Source organism: Agromyces sp. Root1464 (assembly GCF_001427265.1).
GTDB lineage: Bacteria > Actinomycetota > Actinomycetes > Actinomycetales > Microbacteriaceae > Agromyces > Agromyces fucosus.
Map to the genome: position 1 here is coordinate 677771 of NZ_LMFU01000002.1, position 18098 is coordinate 695868.

General features: G+C 70.6%; 12 protein-coding genes. 6 read left to right on the plus strand and 6 right to left on the minus strand.

All coding sequences use genetic code 11. The features are described from left to right. Positions 1-63: 63 nt before the first annotated feature. Positions 64-2142: a glycogen debranching protein GlgX gene (gene glgX, locus ASD23_RS08985; RefSeq protein WP_056009508.1), complete on the plus strand. Its 2079-nt coding sequence runs from the start codon at positions 64-66 to the stop codon at positions 2140-2142. After that, complete coding sequence (gene ybaK / locus ASD23_RS08990) at positions 2142-2639, plus strand: Cys-tRNA(Pro) deacylase (RefSeq protein WP_056009510.1); 498 nt, start codon at positions 2142-2144, stop codon at positions 2637-2639. Before glgX ends, ybaK begins: the two co-directional genes overlap by 1 nt. A 3-nt stretch (positions 2640-2642) precedes the next feature. Here ybaK and glgP read toward each other — a convergent pair whose 3' ends face one another. Together glgP and ASD23_RS09000 are read right to left on the minus strand one after the other, a co-directional pair. Further along, positions 2643-5207: an alpha-glucan family phosphorylase gene (glgP, locus tag ASD23_RS08995; protein WP_056009512.1), complete on the minus strand. Its 2565-nt coding sequence runs from the start codon at positions 5205-5207 to the stop codon at positions 2643-2645. Positions 5208-5251: 44 nt separating this feature from the next. Further along, positions 5252-6886, minus strand: coding sequence for an FAD-dependent oxidoreductase (locus ASD23_RS09000; RefSeq protein ID WP_056009514.1), 1635 nt, complete (start codon positions 6884-6886; stop codon positions 5252-5254). Positions 6887-7015: 129 nt separating this feature from the next. Between ASD23_RS09000 and ASD23_RS09005 the strand changes: the two genes are divergently transcribed. Both ASD23_RS09005 and glgB read left to right on the plus strand, forming a co-directional pair. Then, complete coding sequence (locus tag ASD23_RS09005; RefSeq protein ID WP_082571324.1) at positions 7016-9049, plus strand: alpha-1,4-glucan--maltose-1-phosphate maltosyltransferase; 2034 nt, start codon at positions 7016-7018, stop codon at positions 9047-9049. Then, on the plus strand, positions 9042-11249 hold the full coding sequence (gene glgB / locus ASD23_RS09010; RefSeq protein ID WP_056009516.1) for a 1,4-alpha-glucan branching protein GlgB: 2208 nt from the start codon (positions 9042-9044) through the stop codon (positions 11247-11249). Before ASD23_RS09005 ends, glgB begins: the two co-directional genes overlap by 8 nt. A gap of 13 nt (positions 11250-11262) precedes the next feature. On the opposite strand, the gene ASD23_RS09015 is transcribed toward glgB, so the two are convergent. Continuing rightward, positions 11263-12222 carry a tetratricopeptide repeat protein gene (locus tag ASD23_RS09015; protein WP_056009520.1) on the minus strand — a complete coding sequence of 320 codons (960 nt, stop codon included), beginning with the start codon at positions 12220-12222 and terminating at the stop codon, positions 11263-11265. After that, a complete protein-coding gene (locus tag ASD23_RS09020; RefSeq protein WP_147305617.1) occupies positions 12219-14078 on the minus strand; it encodes a hypothetical protein in 1860 nt (619 codons plus the stop codon). Before ASD23_RS09020 ends, ASD23_RS09015 begins: the two co-directional genes overlap by 4 nt. A gap of 188 nt (positions 14079-14266) precedes the next feature. Here ASD23_RS09020 and ASD23_RS09025 point away from each other — a divergent pair, with 188 nt between their 5' ends. Together ASD23_RS09025 and ASD23_RS09030 are read left to right on the plus strand one after the other, a co-directional pair. Continuing rightward, a complete protein-coding gene (locus ASD23_RS09025) occupies positions 14267-15880 on the plus strand; it encodes a DivIVA domain-containing protein (protein ID WP_056009525.1) in 1614 nt (537 codons plus the stop codon). A 26-nt stretch (positions 15881-15906) separates the two neighbouring features. Further along, positions 15907-16971, plus strand: coding sequence for an AI-2E family transporter (locus tag ASD23_RS09030; protein ID WP_056009527.1), 1065 nt, complete (start codon positions 15907-15909; stop codon positions 16969-16971). 62 nt (positions 16972-17033) lie between these two features. Here ASD23_RS09030 and ASD23_RS09035 read toward each other — a convergent pair whose 3' ends face one another. Together ASD23_RS09035 and ASD23_RS09040 are read right to left on the minus strand one after the other, a co-directional pair. Next, on the minus strand, positions 17034-17768 hold the full coding sequence (locus tag ASD23_RS09035; RefSeq protein WP_056009529.1) for an alpha/beta hydrolase: 735 nt from the start codon (positions 17766-17768) through the stop codon (positions 17034-17036). After that, positions 17765-18073 carry a hypothetical protein gene (locus tag ASD23_RS09040; RefSeq protein ID WP_056009531.1) on the minus strand — a complete coding sequence of 103 codons (309 nt, stop codon included), beginning with the start codon at positions 18071-18073 and terminating at the stop codon, positions 17765-17767. The genes ASD23_RS09035 and ASD23_RS09040 overlap by 4 nt, the downstream gene beginning before the upstream one ends. Between the last annotated feature and the right edge of the window lie 25 nt (positions 18074-18098).

Here is an 18098-nt window from a genome sequence, read left to right on the forward strand (position 1 = left end):
GTGCGCGACACGGACGTGCACGCGCTTGCAGGCGTCTCGCCTCCACGAACTACTGTAGATCGCATGCCTGAGCGCGATCCCCTGCACGATCTCGGTGTGCGCGCGGGCGCCGACGGCGGTGTCGCCCGGGTCTGGTCGCAGCACGCGACATCCGTCGACCTCGTCGTGTTCGACGCCGACGACCTCGACTGGGCGATCGCGCGCACGCCCCTCGTGCGCGATGAGCACGGCGTGTGGCAGGGCGAGTCGGCCGAGCTCCGCCCCGGCGCCCACTACGGCCTGCGCGTCGATGGTCCCGCGGGCGTCGAGCACGCGTTCAATCCCGTGCACACCCTGCTCGACCCCTACGCCCGCGGTCTCGTGCGCGCCGACGACGGCTCGTGGCGCGGCATCGCCCTCGAGCCGCTCACCGCGACGGGCTTCGAGTGGGGCGATTCGGCCAAGCCCCGCGTGCCGCTCGACCGCACGGTCGTCTACGAGACGCATGTGCGCGGCTTCTCGAAGCTGAATCCCGCCGTGCCCGAGCCCCTGCGCGGCACCTACGCGGGCCTCGCGCACGATGCCTCGCTCGACTACCTCGTGAACCTCGGCATCACGACCGTCGAGCTGCTGCCGGTGCACGCCTTCGTGTCGGAGGATCGCCTCGTGCGCCAGGGCAAGATCAACTACTGGGGTTACAACACGCTCGCGTTCTTCGCCGCCCACTCGCCGTACGCGAGCGCGGCGGCTCGCGCCGAGGGGGCCGCCGCCGTGCGACGCGAGTTCGCCGGCATGGTGCGGCGCCTGCACGAGGCCGGCCTCGAGGTCGTGCTCGACGTCGTCTACAACCACACCGCCGAAGAGGGCCGGGAAGGGCCGACCTCCTCGTTCCGCGGCATCGACAACGCGTCGTACTACCGGCACGACGCGCACGGCCGCTACGTCGACACCACCGGCTGCGGCAACAGCCTCGACTTCGCGGGCGAGGCGCCGCAGCGACTCGTGCTCGACTCGATGCGCTACTTCGCCGACGAGCTGCAGGTCGACGGGTTCCGCCTCGACCTCGCCGCCACGCTCGGCCGCGACGAGCGCGAGACGTTCACGCCCGATCATCCGCTGCTGCGCGCCATGCTCGACGACCCGGTGATCGGCGCGTCGAAGCTCATCGCCGAGCCGTGGGACGTCGGTCCCGGCGGCTGGCAGACCGGAAACTTCCCGAACGGCTTCACCGAGTGGAACGACCGCTACCGCGACCGCATGCGGGACTTCTGGCTCGGCGACCTGCGGCGCGAGCGCGAGACCGGCTCGGCCGGCAGCGGCATCGGCCGGTTCGCCACGCGCCTCGCGGGCTCGTCGAACACCTTCTCCGGCGAGCGCGGGCCCCTCGCGAGCCTCAACTTCGTGACAGCCCACGACGGGTTCACGCTCGCCGACCTGACCGCCTACGACGTCAAGCACAACCAGGGCAACGGCGAGCAGAATCGCGACGGCACCGACTCCAACAACTCGTACAACCACGGCGTCGAGGGCGAGGCGGCCGACCCGGTCGTGCGGGCCGCGCGGCGCCGGAGCATCCGGAACCTGCTCGGCACGCTGCTGCTCTCGGCAGGCGTGCCGATGATCACGGCGGGCGACGAGTTCGGCCGCAGCCAGCGCGGCAACAACAACGCGTACTGCCACGACTCCCCGCTCACCTGGCTCGCGTGGGAGGCGTCCGACCGTCCCCGCTTCGCTCCCGCGCTGCTCGAGACCGCGCGCCACCTGATGCGGCTGCGCGCCGAGAACCCGGCGCTGCGCCCCATCCGCTTCGGACGCCTCGGCGAGACGGTGCCGAGTGCCTCGCAGATGGACTGGTTCAACGCCGAGGGCGAGACGATGGGCATCGACGACTGGAACTCCCCCGCCGAGCGCACCCTGCAGTTCCTCGCCGCGTCGACCCCCGAGACCGAGGCGCCGAACCGCATCCTCCTCGTCGTGCACGCCCATGAGGCCGACACCGAGGTCGTGTTGCCGCGGCATGACGAGGTGAGCGGGTACACCCTGCTCTGGGATTCCGCCGACGAGGCGCCGTCGGCGCCTGCCGCTGCTCCGCTCGCACCCGGGGCCACGATCACCGTCGGCGCCCAGTCGATGCGACTGTTCCGCGCTGAGGGCGCAGCCTGATGGCCAAGCGAGCGGATGCCTCCGCGGGCACGCCCGCGACCGTCGCCCTCAGCCGGGCGGGCATCGCCTTCACCGCACTCGGCTACGACCACGACCCGCGCGCCGCCGCCTACGGCCTCGAAGCCGCCGAGAAGCTCGGCCTCGACCCTGACCGCGTCTTCAAGACGCTGCTCGCGAGCGTCGACGGCGCACTCGCGGTCGGCATCGTGCCCGTGGCGATGCAGCTCGACCTGAAGGCGCTCGCCGCCGCGCTCGGCGGCAAGCGCGCCGAGATGGCCGACCCCGCCGTGGCGGAGCGTAAGACGGGCTACGTCGTCGGCGGCATCAGCCCGATCGGCCAGAAGACGGGGCTGCCGACGGTGCTCGACGAGTCGGCGATCCTGCACGAGACGATCTACGTCTCGGGCGGGCGACGCGGCCTCGACCTCGAGCTCGCTCCCGACGACCTGCTCGCCGTCACCGCGGGTCGCTACGCGCCGATCGCCCGCACGCGCTGACGCTCAGTCGGCGACGGCGACGAGCCCCAGCTCCGCCGTCGACAACAGCAGCGGATGCCGCGGCACCACGCGCACCGTGTAGCCGAACGCGCCCGCGCGATCCAGCACGAGGGATCCCGTGTAGAGGTGCTCGCCCGCGGAGAGCTGCGCCGCGGCATCCGCGACCTCGAGCTCGGCGTGCTGGGCGGCGTCGATCGTCTCGTCGGCACGGCTGCGCCCGTAGACGACCTCGACCCGCACGTCGTCGGGCGACAGCTCGCCGAGCCGCACGACCGCGCGAAGCTGCAGCTCGTCGCCGACGTGCGGTGCGTCGATGCCGCCCGACTCGACATGTGCAACCTGCACGCCGGGCCATGCCGCACGCACCCGGGCACCCCAGCTCGAGAGCTCACGGGCACCGCGAGCACTCTCGGCCGCGACGGTCGCGAAGTGCTCGGCCGCCGGACGGTACAGGCGCTCGACGTACTCGCGCACCATTCGATCGGCGCCGAGGTCGGGCGCGAGCACCGCGAGGGTCTCACGCACGCGGCGCACCCACTCGACCGGAACGCCGTCGCCGTCGCGCTCGTAGTAGCGCGTCGCGACCCGGTGCTCGAGCAGGTCGTAGAGGGCGGCCGCCTCGAGAGCGTCGCGCTCCCCCGCGTCACCCGCGGCATCGGCGGAGGGGATGACCCATCCGAAGTCGTCGCCCGCGAACTCCGCCCACCAGCCGTCGAGGATCGAGAGGTTCAGGGCGCCGTTCATCGCCGCCTTCATGCCCGAGGTGCCGCACGCCTCCAGCGGGCGCAGGGGGTTGTTCAGCCACACGTCGCAGCCGGGGTAGAGCTTCTCGGCCATGTTCATGTCGTAGTCGGGCAGGAAGACGATGCGCTCCCGCAGCTCGGGCTGCTGGGCGAACTGCACGAGCTGCTGGATCAGTCGCTTGCCCTCGTCGTCGGCTGGGTGCGACTTGCCCGCGATGACGAACTGCACCGGGCGCTCGGGATTCGTGAGGATCGCCTTCAGCCGCTCGGGATCCTGCAGCATGAGCGTGAGCCGCTTATAGGTCGGCACCCGGCGGGCGAAGCCGACCGTGAGCGTGTCGGGGTCGAGCACCTGCGACACCCACTTCGGCGGCTCGGCGCCAGAGTGCTGTTCACGCCAGGATGCCGCGAGCCGACGCCGTGCGTCGTCGACGAGCTGCTGGCGCATGGCGCGCTTGACGGTCCAGAACTCGCCGTCGGCGAGCGCGGGGCTGCGCCACTCGGCGTGCTCCGTGTCGCCCGTGCCGAGCCGCGTCTCGGCGAGGCCGAGCAGGGCGGGATCGGTCCACGTCGGGGCGTGCACGCCGTTCGTGATCGAGGTGATCGGCACCTCCTCGGCGTCGAAGCCGGGCCAGAGGTCGCCGAACATGCGCCGGCTCACCTCGCCGTGCAGCTTCGAGACGCCGTTCGCGTGCTGGGCGAGCCGCAGGCCCATGACCGCCATGTTGAACGCGCTCGTCGCCGGGTCGGCGCCGGGCTCCACCCCGAGGGCGAGCGTGTCGGCCGGGTCGACGCCGGGCAACAGCGAACCCGACAGGTACCGCTCGACGAGGGCACGGTCGAAGCGGTCGATGCCCGCAGGCACGGGCGTGTGCGTCGTGAAGACGGTGCCGGCGCGCACGAGTTGCAGGGCGGCGGCGAACGTGAGTCCTTCGCCGATGTATGTCGCGATGCGCTCGAGCCCGAGGAAGCCCGCGTGGCCCTCGTTCATGTGGAAGACGTCGGGGGCGGGGCATCCGCTCAGTTCCGTCCACGCGCGAATCGCACGGGCGCCGCCGATGCCGAGCAGCAACTCCTGCAGCAGGCGGTGCTCGCCGCCGCCACCGTAGAGGCGGTCGGTCACCGATCGCAGCTCGTCGGAGTTCGTGGGGATGTCGGTGTCGAGCAGCAGCAGCGGAATGCGGCCGACTGCCGCCTTCCACACCCGCGCGTGCAGCGAGCGGTCGTCGGGCAGGGCCAGGGTCACCTGCACCGGCGCGCCGTCGGGTGCGCGCAGCAGCGTGAGCGGCAGGCCGTCGGGGTCGAGCACCGGGTAGCGCTCCTGCTGCCACCCGTCTGGAGAGATCGACTGCGAGAAGTAGCCGGCCTTGTAGAAGAGCCCGACACCCACGATCGGCACGCCGAGGTCGGATGCCGCCTTCAGGTGATCGCCCGCGAGGATGCCGAGCCCGCCGGAGTACTGCGGCAGCGCGGCGGTGATGCCGAACTCGGGCGAGAAGTACGCGATGGTGCGCGGCGTCTCGGCGCCGAGCGACTGGAACCAACGGGGCTCGGCGAGGTATTCGCGCAGCGCCGCTCGCTCATGCTCGGCCCACTCGACATAGCCGCGGTCGCTCGCGAGCTCGGCGAGTCTCGCAGGGGCGACCTCACCGAGGAACGCGACCGGGTCATGATCGGAGGCCTGCCAGAGCTCTGGATCGACGTGCTGGAACAGCCGGCGGGTCGGTTCGTGCCACGCCCAGCGGAGGTTCGCGGCGAGCTCTTCGAGCGCACCGAGCTCGGCAGGGATGACCGCGCGGACCGTGAACTTGCGAATCGGCTTCACGGTTCCACCCTAGGAGCCGCAGATGTCGGTTGCGTGAACGCCGCCTACGCGAGTGCAAGGTACTGGTGCACGAACGCGACCGCCATGCCGCCCTCACCGACGCCGGCCGCAACCCGCTTCACCGAGCCCGAGCGCACGTCGCCGATCGCGAACACGCCCGGAGTACTCGTCTCGAGCGCGAACGGCCGGCGGTCGAGACCCCACTGCGGGCTCGCTGCCGCGTCTGCCCCGGTGAGGATGAACCCGTGCGCGTCGCGGACGACCTCCGACGGCATCCACTCGGTCACCGCGTCCGCCCCGATCATGACGAACACGACCCCAGCCTCGGTTCGCACGGTCTCCCCGCTGGTTCGGTCGGCGACGTCGATGGCGTCGAGGCTCGATCCGCCGTGCAGGCCGACGATCTCGCTGCGGGTCTGCACCCGCACGCCGTCGTTGGCGGCGATCTGGTCGATGAGGTACCGCGACATGCTGGACTCGAGCGACTCGCCGCGCACGAGCATCGTGACCGATCGCGCATGGCGTGCGAAGAAGAGCGCGGCCTGGCCGGCCGAGTTGCCGGCGCCGACGATGGAGACGTCGGCGCCCTGCGCGATCGAGGCGTCGCTACGGGCAGCGCCGTAGTAGACGCCGTTGCCGCGGAAGCGGTCGATGCCCGGCACCGGCAGCGAGCGCCACGCCACGCCGGTCGCGATGATGACCACGGGCGCCCGCAGCACGTCGCCGCCGTCGAGCACGATCTCGACCCCTGCGGCTTCGGCGCTCGGCACGATCGACTCCACCGTGCGGGTCACCACGATCTCGGCGCCGAGCCGCTTCGCCTGCTTCAAGGCGCGGCTCGCGAGATCGTCGCCCGAGATGCCGAACGGGAACCCGGTGTAGTTCTCGATGCGCGTCGAGGTGCCGGCCTGCCCGCCCGGAGCGACGGACTCGATCACGACCGTGCGCAGTCCCTCCGCGGCGCCGTTGACGGCAGCGGTGAGCCCCGCGGGCCCGGCACCGAGGATGACGACGTCGTAGTCGGATGTCGCGGGCACGACGTCGAGCCCGACCGCTGTTGCGACCTCACGCAACGAGGGGTCCACCGTACGCGCGCCCCCGTGCTCGAGGATCGGGTACCGCTCCCCGGGCACCGGATCGTCGAGGGTCGTGCGCTCGAACGCGACCTGGTTGCGGATGAGGAAGCCGGTGACCTCATGGGTTCGGGCATCCGATCGGGGCCCGATGACCCGCACGTCGGTCTCGAGCCGCTCGGCTGCCATCTCCTGCAGCGAATCGAGGTAGCGACGAGCGAGGCCCGCGACGCGGGCGGGGATCGACGGCGCCGCCGCTGCGAGCGTGTAGTAGACCGTGACGTCGAGCTTGATGATGCGCGCGCCCTCCGCGGCATCCGCTGCCCGACCACTCGCGGGGAACGGCGTGCTCAGCGTCATCGGCACCTCGCCGAAGAACTGTCCCGGCTTGCGGCGGCCGATCACCCGCTCCTCGCCGTTGATCACCTTGGTGATCTCGGCACCGCCCTCGACGACGATGAAGAGCGCCCGCTCGTCGCCCTCGTGCGCGAAGTACTCGCCGGGCATGAGGCGGATGTCCTCGACCGCGCGCGCGAGTTCGTCGAGCGTCGCCTCGGGCACCGGCGCGAAGATCGGGATGCCGCGGAGCGTCTCGGCGGTGATCATCGGTCTCGCCCTGGCACCATGCGCTGACGGTATCCACGCCGAGACCTGCCGTCAACAGATCCGGCCCGGCCATGACGATCCGGCCGCGTTCGCGAGTGCGATCCGGTTGAGACGCGCTACGGTCGAAACGTGACGACCGCCCCCGTGCTCGCCGGCCGGATCCCAGTGACCCGGCTGACTCCCGCTGTGCCCGATGCGCGTTGGCGCCCCAAGGCGTTCGAGGGCGAGGTGGTGCCGTTCCGCGCGACCGTGTTCCGCGAGGGGCACGATCAGGTGGGCGCGATGCTCGTCATCACGAGCCCGTCAGGGCAGGTGCGACGCGAGCGGATGTCTCCGCTGGCGGCCGGCACCGATCGCTGGGAGGTCGAGGTACTCCTCGACCAGGTCGGCGAGTGGCACTGGCACGTGACGGGGTTCGACGACGAGGTCGCGACGTGGCGGCACGACGCCGCGCTCAAGGTCGACGCAGGGGTCGACGCCGAGCTCATGTTCGAGCTCGGCGCCCGCCTGCTCGACCGGGCCGTCGCCGAGAAGGCCCGGCCGCTCGCGGCACGCAAACGGTTGTCGACGCTCGCCGCCGGGCTGCGCGATGGCGCGGCATCCGTCGCCGCTCGCCGCCCGCTCATCGACGACCCGGCCCTCGCCGAGTTCGACGTGCGGCCCCTCGCGCGGCTCTCGACGGACTCCCCCGAGCACTCGATCCTCGTCGAACGACGCCGATCAGGCGTCGGCGCCTGGTACGAGTTCTTCCCGCGGTCCGAGGGCGCGAAGCAGCTGAAGGACGGCTCGTGGAAGTCGGGCACCTTCCGCACCGCGGCAAGACGCCTCGACGGGGTCGCCGCAATGGGCTTCGACGTCGTCTACCTGCCGCCGATCCATCCGATCGGGGTCACCAACCGCAAGGGGCGCAACAACACCCTCGATCCCGGACCGCACGACCCCGGCTCCCCCTGGGCCATCGGCGGACCGCTCGCCGACGGCTCCCCCGGCGGTCACGACGCCGTGCACCCCGATCTCGGCACGCTCGCCGACTTCCGCGCGTTCGTGCGACGGGCCGCCGCACTCGGCATCGAGGTCGCCCTCGACCTCGCCCTGCAGGCCGCGCCCGACCACCCGTGGGTGACGGAGCACCCCGACTGGTTCACGCAGCTGCCCGACGGCACGATCCGCTACGCCGAGAACCCGCCGAAGAAGTACCAGGACATCTACCCGGTGAACTTCGACGACGACCCCGAGGGCATCTTCGCCGAGGTGCTGCGGGTCGTCCGGCACTGGATGAAGCAGGGCGTGCGCATCTTCCGCGTCGACAACCCGCACACGAAGCCCCTCGCGTTCTGGGAGCGGCTGATCGCAGCGGTGAACGCGGATGACTCGGGCGTCGTGTTCCTCGCCGAGGCCTTCACCCGGCCGGCGATGATGCAGGCCCTCGCGATGGTCGGCTTCCAGCAGTCGTATTCGTACTTCACCTGGCGGAACACGAAGGCCGAGCTCGAGGAGTTCCTGACGAGCGTGTCGCAGGAGACCGCCGACTTCATGCGGCCGAACCTCTTCGTCAACACCCCCGACATCCTCACCGAGTACCTCCAGTTCGGCGGCCCGGCCGCGTTCACCGTGCGCGCGACCATCGCCGCGACGGCCGCGCCGCTGTGGGGCGTGTACGCGGGCTTCGAGCACTTCGAGTCGGTCGCCCGCCCCGGCGCCGAAGAGGCGATCGACAACGAGAAGTACGAGTACAAGCCTCGCGACTTCGCGGCCGCCGAGCGCGAGGGTCGCTCACTCGCCCTCTACCTCGGCATCCTCAACCGCATCCGCGCCGAGCACCCGGCGCTCGGCCAGCTCCGCAACATCCGCTTCCACGCGAGCGACGACGACTCGGTGCTCGTCTACTCGAAGCACCTCGAGGGCCGCTTCACCGGCAACGGCAACGGGCACGGCGCCGACGACACGATCATCGTGGTCGCGAACGTCGACCCGCACTCGGTGCGGGAGACGACCGTGCACCTCGACCTCGAGGCGCTCGGCCTCCCGCCCGGCGCCCGCTTCGAGGTCGACGAACTCGTCACCGGTGAACGGTGGGAGTGGGGCGCCGACAACTACGTGCGGCTCGACGCCTTCACGCGGCCCGCGCACATCCTGCACGTGAGAAGGGTCACGGATGCCTGAACCGCTCGCCGCTCCCGTCATCGCCGACGAGGTGCTCGCCGCCGTCGCCGAGGGGCGCCACCACGACCCGCACTCGGTGCTCGGCCAGCACGGCTTCGAGGAGCCGCACCTCGAAGGGCCGCTCACGGCGATCCGCACGCGACGGCCACTCGCCGAGTCGGTCGCCGCGGTGTTCGCCGACGGAGGCGAGATCGCGCTCGAGCACATCGGTCACGGCATCTGGGCGGGGGCCGGCATGTTCGGCCCGCGCGACTACCGGGTGCGCGCCCGCTACGCCGACCGTTCGGAGTGGACGAGCGACGACCCGTATCGCTTCGCGCCGACGATCGGCGAGCTCGACCTGCACCTCATCGGCGAGGGCCGGCACGAGGAGCTCTGGCGCGTGCTCGGCGCACACTACCGCGAGCACTGGGGCGTCTCCGGCAGCGTGAGCGGCACCGCGTTCACCGTGTGGGCGCCGCGCGCGTCCGCAGCCCGCGTGGTGGGAGCGTTCAACCGCTGGGACGGCACGGGGCACGCGATGCGCAGCATGGGCCCGACCGGCGTCTGGGAGCTCTTCATCCCCGACGTCGAGCCCGGCGCGGTCTACAAGTTCGAGCTCCTCACGGCCGCCGGCGACTGGATCATGAAGTCCGACCCGATGGCCCAGCAGGCCGAGATCGCCCCCGCCACCGGATCGGTGGTCTCCGTGAGCACGCACGGCTGGGCCGACGGCGAATGGATGTCCCGCCGTGCCGCCGCCGACCTGCACGCGCTGCCCATGAGCATCTACGAGCTGCACCTCGGCTCGTGGCGCCCCGGCAAGGGCTACCGCGACGTCGCCGACGAGCTCATCGAATACCTCGAGTGGCTGGGCTACACGCACGTCGAGTTCATGCCGCTCGCGGAGCATCCGTTCGGCGGCTCATGGGGCTACCAGGTGACGGGCTACTACGCCGCCACCTCGCGGTTCGGCTCCCCCGATGACCTGAAGTACCTCATCGACCGGCTGCACCAGGCGGGCATCGGCGTGATCATGGACTGGGTGCCCGGGCACTTCCCGAAAGACGAATGGGCGCTCGCCCGCTTCGACGGGCAGCCGCTCTACGAGCACGCCGACCCGCGCCGCGGCGAGCAGCTCGACTGGGGCACCTACGTCTTCGACTACGGCAACCCGCGGGTGCGCAACTTCCTCGTCGCCAACGCCCTCTTCTGGTTCGAGGAGATGCACGTCGACGGGCTGCGGGTCGACGCGGTCGCCTCGATGCTCTACCTCGACTACTCGAGGGCCGAGGGCGAATGGCTGCCGAACGTGCACGGCGGCCGTGAGAACCTCGAGGCGATCGCCTTCCTCCAGGAGACGACCGCGACCGCCTACAAGCGCAATCCCGGCATCGTCATGATCGCCGAGGAGTCCACGAGCTGGCCGGGCGTCACCGCCCCCACCGAGAGCGGCGGCCTGGGGTTCGGCTACAAGTGGAACATGGGCTGGATGCACGACTCGCTGCAGTACATCCAGAACGACCCGATGTACCGCTCGCACCACCACCACGACCTCACGTTCTCGTTCCTCTACGCGTTCAGCGAGCACTTCGTGCTGCCGATCAGCCACGACGAGGTCGTGCACGGAAAGGGTTCGCTCGTACGCAAGATGCCCGGCGATCACTGGCAGCAGCTCGCGAACGTGCGCGCCTACCTCGCCTTCATGTGGGCGCACCCGGGCAAGCAGCTGCTCTTCATGGGGCAGGAGTTCGGCCAGCTCTCCGAGTGGAGCGAGGAGCGCGGCCTCGACTGGTGGATCCTCGACCAGCCGAGCCACCGGCAGCTCGCCGAGTTCGTCGGAGCGCTGAACCGAGGCTACCGTGCCACGCCGGCGCTCTGGCAGCTCGACGACGACGCCGCGGGGTTCGAGTGGATCGAGGGCGGCGCGGCAGCCGAGAACGTCATCGCGTTCCTCCGGTACGACCGCGAGCGACGACCGCTCCTCTGCGTCGTGAACTTCTCGGGGGTGCCGCACGAGGGCTTCCGTCTCGGCCTGCCGAGCGCCGGGCGCTGGCGCGAGGTCATGAACTCGGATGCCGCGGAGTTCGGCGGCTCAGGGGTCGGCAATCTCGGCGGGGTCGATGCGATCGAGGCGCCGTGGGCGGGGCGGCCGGCATCGGCGTCGTTCACGCTGCCGCCGCTCGGGGTGGTCTGGTTCGCGCTCGAGACGACCGACTGACCGGTCGGGCGCGTCAGTACAGCAGCGTCGTGAGGCGTCGCCGTGCCACGGCGACCCGCGGGTCGTCGGTGCCGACGACCTCGAAGAGCTCGACGATGCGCTCGCGCACGAGCTTCTTGCCGTCGGCGTCGAGCTCGGGGAACATCGTCAGCAGTCGATCGAACGCGTCGTCGACGTGGCCGCCCGAGAGGTCGAGGTCGGCGACGTCGAGCTGCGCGTCGAGGTCCTTCGGGGCGGCAGCGGCGGCGTTGCGGATCTCATCCAGCGTCTTGCCGTGCAGCCGTCCGAGCAGGTTCGCCTGGGCGAGACCGGCGACGGCGAGCGAATCGCGAGGGTCCTGCGCGATCGCCGTGCGGTACGCGGATGACGCGGCGGCGAAGTCGCCTCGCTCGATCGCGTCGTACGCCTCTTGGTGCAGCGGCGGAAGCGGCGGCTCGACGGGTTCCGCCGGAGCACCGTCTTCGGCGGCACCGGGCTCACCGGTCTCGATGCTGCCGGTCACTCCGTGCTGGCCGGCGAGCTCGAGCAGTTGGTCGAACACCTGGTCGATGACCTCGTCGGGCTGCTCGCCCGTGAACAGCGGCACGGGCTGACCGGCGACCACGGCGACGATCGTCGGGATGGCCTGGGCCTGGAAGGCCTGCACGAGCTGCGGGCTGCGATCGGCGTCGGCCGCCGCGAGCACGAGTCGACCCGCGCGAGCACGGACGAGGCGTTCGAGCGTCGCGAGGAGGGCCTTGGACGGCTCGCTCCAGGTCGCCCACAGCGCCACGATGACCGGGACCGTGCGCGAGAGTTCGAGCGTGGAGCCGAAGGCTGCGTCATCCGTCTCGAAGACGATCTGATCGCTCGGGCCGGATGCCGCGTGCGCACCCTGTGCGCCCGCGGGGCTCTGCGCCTGACGCTGCACGAGCGCCGAGAGGTCGACGGCACCGCGAAGCGCTGCGCCGGAAGGGGGAATCGGGTTGGTCACGGTACCTCCGAAGCTCCGATGAGACTCTCCGACCAGCCGAGCAGACGGATCTGGTCCTCAGATTCGTTGCCGACGCCCGGAACGTAGAACAGCAGTTGGATGCCGATGACGCGCTGCACGCCCTTCGCGCTCTTGCCGGTGAACCCGGAGAGCGCCGCAGCGGGACCGGGCTGGAATCCGATCGTACCGCCGTCGTTGGGGACGACGTTCTCGGTCTGCTCGATCGAGACCGACACGAGCGCGCCGGCGTCGTTCGTGGCGAGGGCGATCGTGGGGCTGTCACCCACCGCGTTCGAGTAGCTCGCGTCGACGGTCGCCGGGAGGCCGTCGTTGATGGCCTTCTGCCCGGCCGGCCCGAGCTGCTGCATGAGGGTGTCGCCCTCGGCGTCGAACATCGGGTAGAACTCGGATGCCTCGCCCTTCAGCAGCACGTCGGCATACGCAGCGGCCACCTGACCGGTCGGCATCACGAGCCCCTTGAACTCGGGCGAGATCGGCGCCGCGCCGATCGACGCGGGAGCGACCTCGGGCACCTCGGCGTCGGGTGCGAGGGAGATGGCGTAGAGGATCTTGTAGTTCTCACGCGGCGACTGCTGCACGAGCGTGAGGGCGCTCGGAGCGATCGTCGGGTCATCCGAGTTCTTGGCGATCGTGAGCACCGTTCGGGGCCAACCCGTGGCCTGCTGCGGCAGCGTCAGGGTGAGCGGCGAAGCCGGGATCGGCGTCGGAAGCGGGTGCTCGGCGAGGGAACCGCGGATGGCGTAGTTGGCCGTGCGCGCCTCGAGTGCCGGGCCGGTGAAGCGCTCGGCGGCGACCGTGGCGTCGCGTGACGCGTCGACGTCGGTGGCGAAGACCGCGACGCGGCGCATGATGCGCTCCATCTGGGGCACGGTCACCGCGGGCTGGGTCACCGGGGTGTCTTCATCGGGCTCATCGGTCGGCACGGGCGTCGCCAGAGCCGTCGCCGGTGCCGTGGTCTCGGGTGCCGCCTGCTGGTCGAAGTTCGGCCAGTAGTCGGCCGAGCATGCGGAGAGCGCCAGCGCCGGGATGACGAGCAACGGGACGATGGCGACGCGCTTCGCCCGGCCGATGGAGCGACGTCCGCCGCCGATCTGGGTGCGACCCGGCTTCGGAGCGCTCGGCAGCTTGCCGCGCGGGCCCTTCGGCAGGTTCCGGCGGGGGCCGCGCATGCGCCGGTGGTTCATGAACCCGGCGATCACGAGTGCGATGCCGACGAGGAACACCAGCGCGCCGCCGACGATCAGGGGGCCGGCCCACGGCGTCGCATTGTCGAGCGGCCAGTCGATCTTCACGCGCGAGGGCAGCTCGTCGCCGCCATCAGCACTGACCAGCAGGGCGATGTCGTCGGGGACGTCGATCGTCGTGGTGAGCACGAGGTCGTCGGTGAACTCGTCGAGCCAGAGGTCGGAACCGGAGGGTGACGGCTCTTCGGGGGCGACGGCGTCGGCCTCGGTCCCGGTCGTCGGCGGCGTCGTCGGGGCCACGGGAGTCGAATCGTCGACCGGCTTCGGGACGACGATCTCGTTCGTCAGCTCGTCGGCCCCCTCGTCGTATCCGACCGAGACATACGGAGTGTCGCCCAGCCAGGCCTCCACGTCGGAGCTGCGCCCGTAGGAGAGGAACGCCTTCGGGGATCCCGACACCGTGATCGTCTGCTTGCCCGGATGTGCGGCCAGCGCCTCGGGCTCGACGACGATGAAGTCGGCCTCGCCGCCCGAGAGCTCGGCGGACATCGAGACACGGTCGGGCTCGAGGAAGACCGTGCGCTGGGCGATGCCGAGCCCGATCATCACGGCCGCGGCGATGAACGCCACGATTGCGAAGACGAAGCGCACGAACGGAACCTCCATTGCCGCCCTGGGCGGCCTCTGACACAGACATTCCAGACTACCGACGATTTCTGGGAGATCGCTAACCGATGGCTGCAAGTCCGGTGTCTCCGGGCGCCTCGCGCAACCCCGTACAATCGGACACACCATCCCGCATGCGCCCCCACGAACGCGGGACAGAGCCCGGAGGAAGAATGGCCGTCGAAGAGACCGAGTTCACGCAAGTGTTCCGCGGATATGACAAGGACGAGGTCGACAAGGCGATCAACGGCCTGCGTCGCGACATCATCGCCGCGAACAACCAGAGCACCGACAGCGTCAAGGAGAACAAGCGCCTCCTCGCTCGCATCGAGGAGCTGACGGCCGAACTCGAAGAGGTCGGCAGCCCCACGTTCTCCGGTCTCGGCACCAAGCTCGAGAACACCCTCCGCGTCGCGGAGGAGCAGTCCACTCGCCTCATCGCCCAGGCCGACATCGACGCGGAGAAGCTCCGTCGCGCGGCTGAAGACGAGGCGCACCTCATGCGCTCCGACGCGCACGAACTCGCCGAGCGCACGCTCACCGAGGCTCGCGCACAGGCCAACCGCATCCTCGAGAACGCTCGTTCCGAGGCCGACGACATGGTCTCGCGCTCCCACGAGGCGAGCGAACAGCTCCGTCAGGATGCTGCGCGCGACGCGGCAGCGATCCGTGGCGCAGTCGCCACCGAGACCGCGGAGATCCGCACGAGCGCCAAGCGCGAATCCGCGGCGATGATCGCGTCCGCCGAGCGCAAGTCCGCCGAGATCCTCCTGGCGGCCAACGCGGAGGCCACCGAAGCTCGCGCCACCGCTGCCGGCCTCACTCAGGAGACCGAGCAGACTCGCGCAGAGGTCGCCATCGAGCTCGACCGTGCCCGCGCCGAACTCGCTCGCGAGAGCGAGCAGGCCCGCATCGACCTCGCCGCCGAGACCGAGCAGTCGCGCCTCGACCTCGAGCGCGAATCCGCCGAGGCTCGCGCCGCCATCGACGCCGAGATCGCCGAGCGCCGCGCAGCACTCGTGCACGAGCTCGAACAGGCTCGCAGCGACCTCGACCGCGAGCTCGAAGGCAGCCGGGTCGAACTGGTCCAGCAGCGCGAGCAGGCGAAGGTCGACCTCGAGCGCGAAGCCGAGGCGGCTCGCCTCAAGCTCCAGCACGAACTCGAGCGCATCCGGGCCAAGCACGCCGCCGATCTCGAGCAGATGCGAGCCGACCTCGCCCTCGAGCAGGAGCAGGCGCGCGCCGACTTCGACGCGGAGTCCGAGCAGGGCCGCATCGATCTCGACAACCAGCTCACCGCCATGCGCAAGAAGACCACGCACGAGGTCAACCGCATGCGTCGCGAGATCGAGAAGGCGCACCTCGACCTCGAATCCGAGTTGTCGACGAAGCGTGACGAAGCGGAGCAGGAACTGCTCGCCGCCCACCAGGAGGCGGTCGCGCAGACCCAGAAGTTCCTCGAGGACGCCAACGCCGAGCTCGCCGAGGCCGTCGCACGCACGGCCGAGAGCCGCGCAGAGGCCGACCGTCTCGAGACCGAGGTCCGGTCCGACATCGCGGTCGTTCGCGACAAGGCCGACGACGAGGCGCGCGACCGCATCGCGGCCGCGCACGAGCAGGCCCGCAAGCTCATCGCCGACGCCGAGGAGCGCACCCGCGCGCTCGTCGCCGACGCCGAGGACCGACTCTCGCAGATCAAGATCGAGCGCGACGCCGTCGCCGGCTACTTCGAGAGCCTCCGCGGCGTGCTCACGCAGGCGGAGCAGATCGCGGCGAAGACCAAGTAGTTCGAGCAGAGGCGGCGGACCGTTCCATGAAGATCCAGAACGCGTTCCGCATCGGGCTGGTCGGCACCCTCGGCGTGGGTGTCGGCCTGCTCATCCTCAGCTCCATCGCGACGCTGTCGACGATCATCGCCTACGTCGGCATCGCACTCTTCCTGGCCCTCGGCCTCGATCCGGCAACCAGCTGGCTCGAGCGCCGAGGGCTTCCTCGTTGGGCGGCGATCCTGATCGTCATGAGCGGCGTTGGACTGCTCGTCGCCGCCCTCGTGGTCGCCGTCGTGCCGATCATCGTCGACCAGGTGAGCCAGCTCGTCGAGGAGATCCCGCGGATCATCGACCAGTCGAGCTCTCAGGACTGGATCGAGTACCTCGAGGAGCAGTTCCCGCAGGTCCCGGTCGACGAGATCAGCGATCAGGTCACGACCGGCCTCACCGACTTCTTCACCAATCCCGACAAGCTCAGCGAGCTCGCCGGCGGAGTGCTGCAGGTCGCCGTGGCGATCGGTGCCGGAGTGTTCGGCGTCGTGATCGTCTTCATCCTGACGCTCTACTTCGTGTCGTCCCTGAACACCATGAAGCGCGCCACGTACCAGCTCGTGCCGGCCTCGAAGCGCGAGCGGTTCGCCGACCTGACCGAGCAGATCACCCAGTCGGTCGGCCGCTACGTGCTCGGCCAGGTCTCGCTCGCCGCGGTCAACGGTGTCGCGAGCTTCGTGTTCCTCTCGATCATCCAGGCCCCGTTCCCGGCGGTGCTCGCCTTCCTCGCCTTCCTGTTCTCGCTCGTGCCGCTCGTCGGAACGCTGAGCGGCTCGGTGCTCATCGTGCTCGTCTGCCTGATCCCCGGGCTCGGTTCGCCGCTGACGGCCTTCGTGGCAGCGATCTACTACGTGATCTACATGCAGGTCGAGGCATACGTGCTGAGCCCGCGCATCATGAACCGCGCCGTGAAGGTGCCCGGCGCGCTCGTGGTCATCGCGGCGCTCGCGGGCGGATCGCTCGGCGGCGTGCTCGGCGCACTCGTCGCGATCCCGGTCGCCGCGGCCATCCTGCTCATCATCAAGCAGGTCGTCGTCCCGCATCAGAACGAGCGCTGAGCCGGGCGCAATCCATCCGTCGGGCGCTGGCGCAGCTCGATCCGCTCTTCAGTCCGCTCGGTTCAGCTCGGGTCTGCGGGCCACACCGTCGGCAGCGGCAGGGCTGCGGGGTTGACCACTCCGACGATCTCGTCGAGCACCCGGCGGGTCTGGGACTCCCCCACCCACAGGTGCTTGCCGCCCGTCACGTCGATGCGCGTGACCTTCGGCACGCTCGCGAACCGCTCGGCGGCCTCGGCCGGTCGCAGGTAGTCGTCGAACTCCGGAATCAGTGCGACCAGTTCGGGCGCGGCGTGCTGCCACCGGGCGAGCTCCGCAGCACTTGTGCGGTGCAGCGGCGGCGAGAGCAGGATCGCCCCGTCGATGCCGTGGTCGAGTCCGTACTTCAGCGCGAGCTCCGTGCCGAAGGACCAGCCGACGAGCCACGGGTGCGGCAGTGCGCGCTCCGTCACGAACGACATCGCCGCCGCGACATCCGCTCGCTCTGCCACGCCCTCGCCGAAGGAGCCCTCACTCGTGCCGCGTGGCGAGACCGTGCCGCGCGTGTTGAAGCGCAGTACCGCGAGATCGGCGAGCGCCGGCAGCCGGGCCGCTGCCTTCCTGATGATGTGCGAGTCCATGAAGCCGCCGGCGGTCGGCAGCGGATGCAGCGTGACGAGCGTCGCGACGGGCGGCCGATCGAGCGGCGTCGCGAGTTCGCCGACGAGGGTCAGGCCGTCGGCCGTGTGCAGTTCGATCTCCTCGCGACGAGCGGGCAGCTCGACGCTCGCGCGGATCTCGATGGACGTGTCGCTCATGCTGCGCCAATCCTCCAGCAGTGGGTGTGCCAATGACGGCGCGAGGCCAGGTCGGCCGCGTCGCCGAGGACGCCGTCGGCGCGCCAGGCCACGAGATGCGCCACGCCCGGCGCGACATCCTGCCCGCAGCCCGGGCAGAGATACGCCTTCGCGGCCTGCGCCTCCGAGACGGGCTGGACGTTCCACTCGCGACCGCCGCGCACCTCGGTGCGTCGCCATCCCGAGGTGAGTCGTTCGACATCGAGCTCGGGATGCTCCTCGCGGGCTCGAGCCGCCCGACTCCGGGATCGGTTCGAACGCGCCATGGAATCCAGTCTAGGCTGCGCGCGG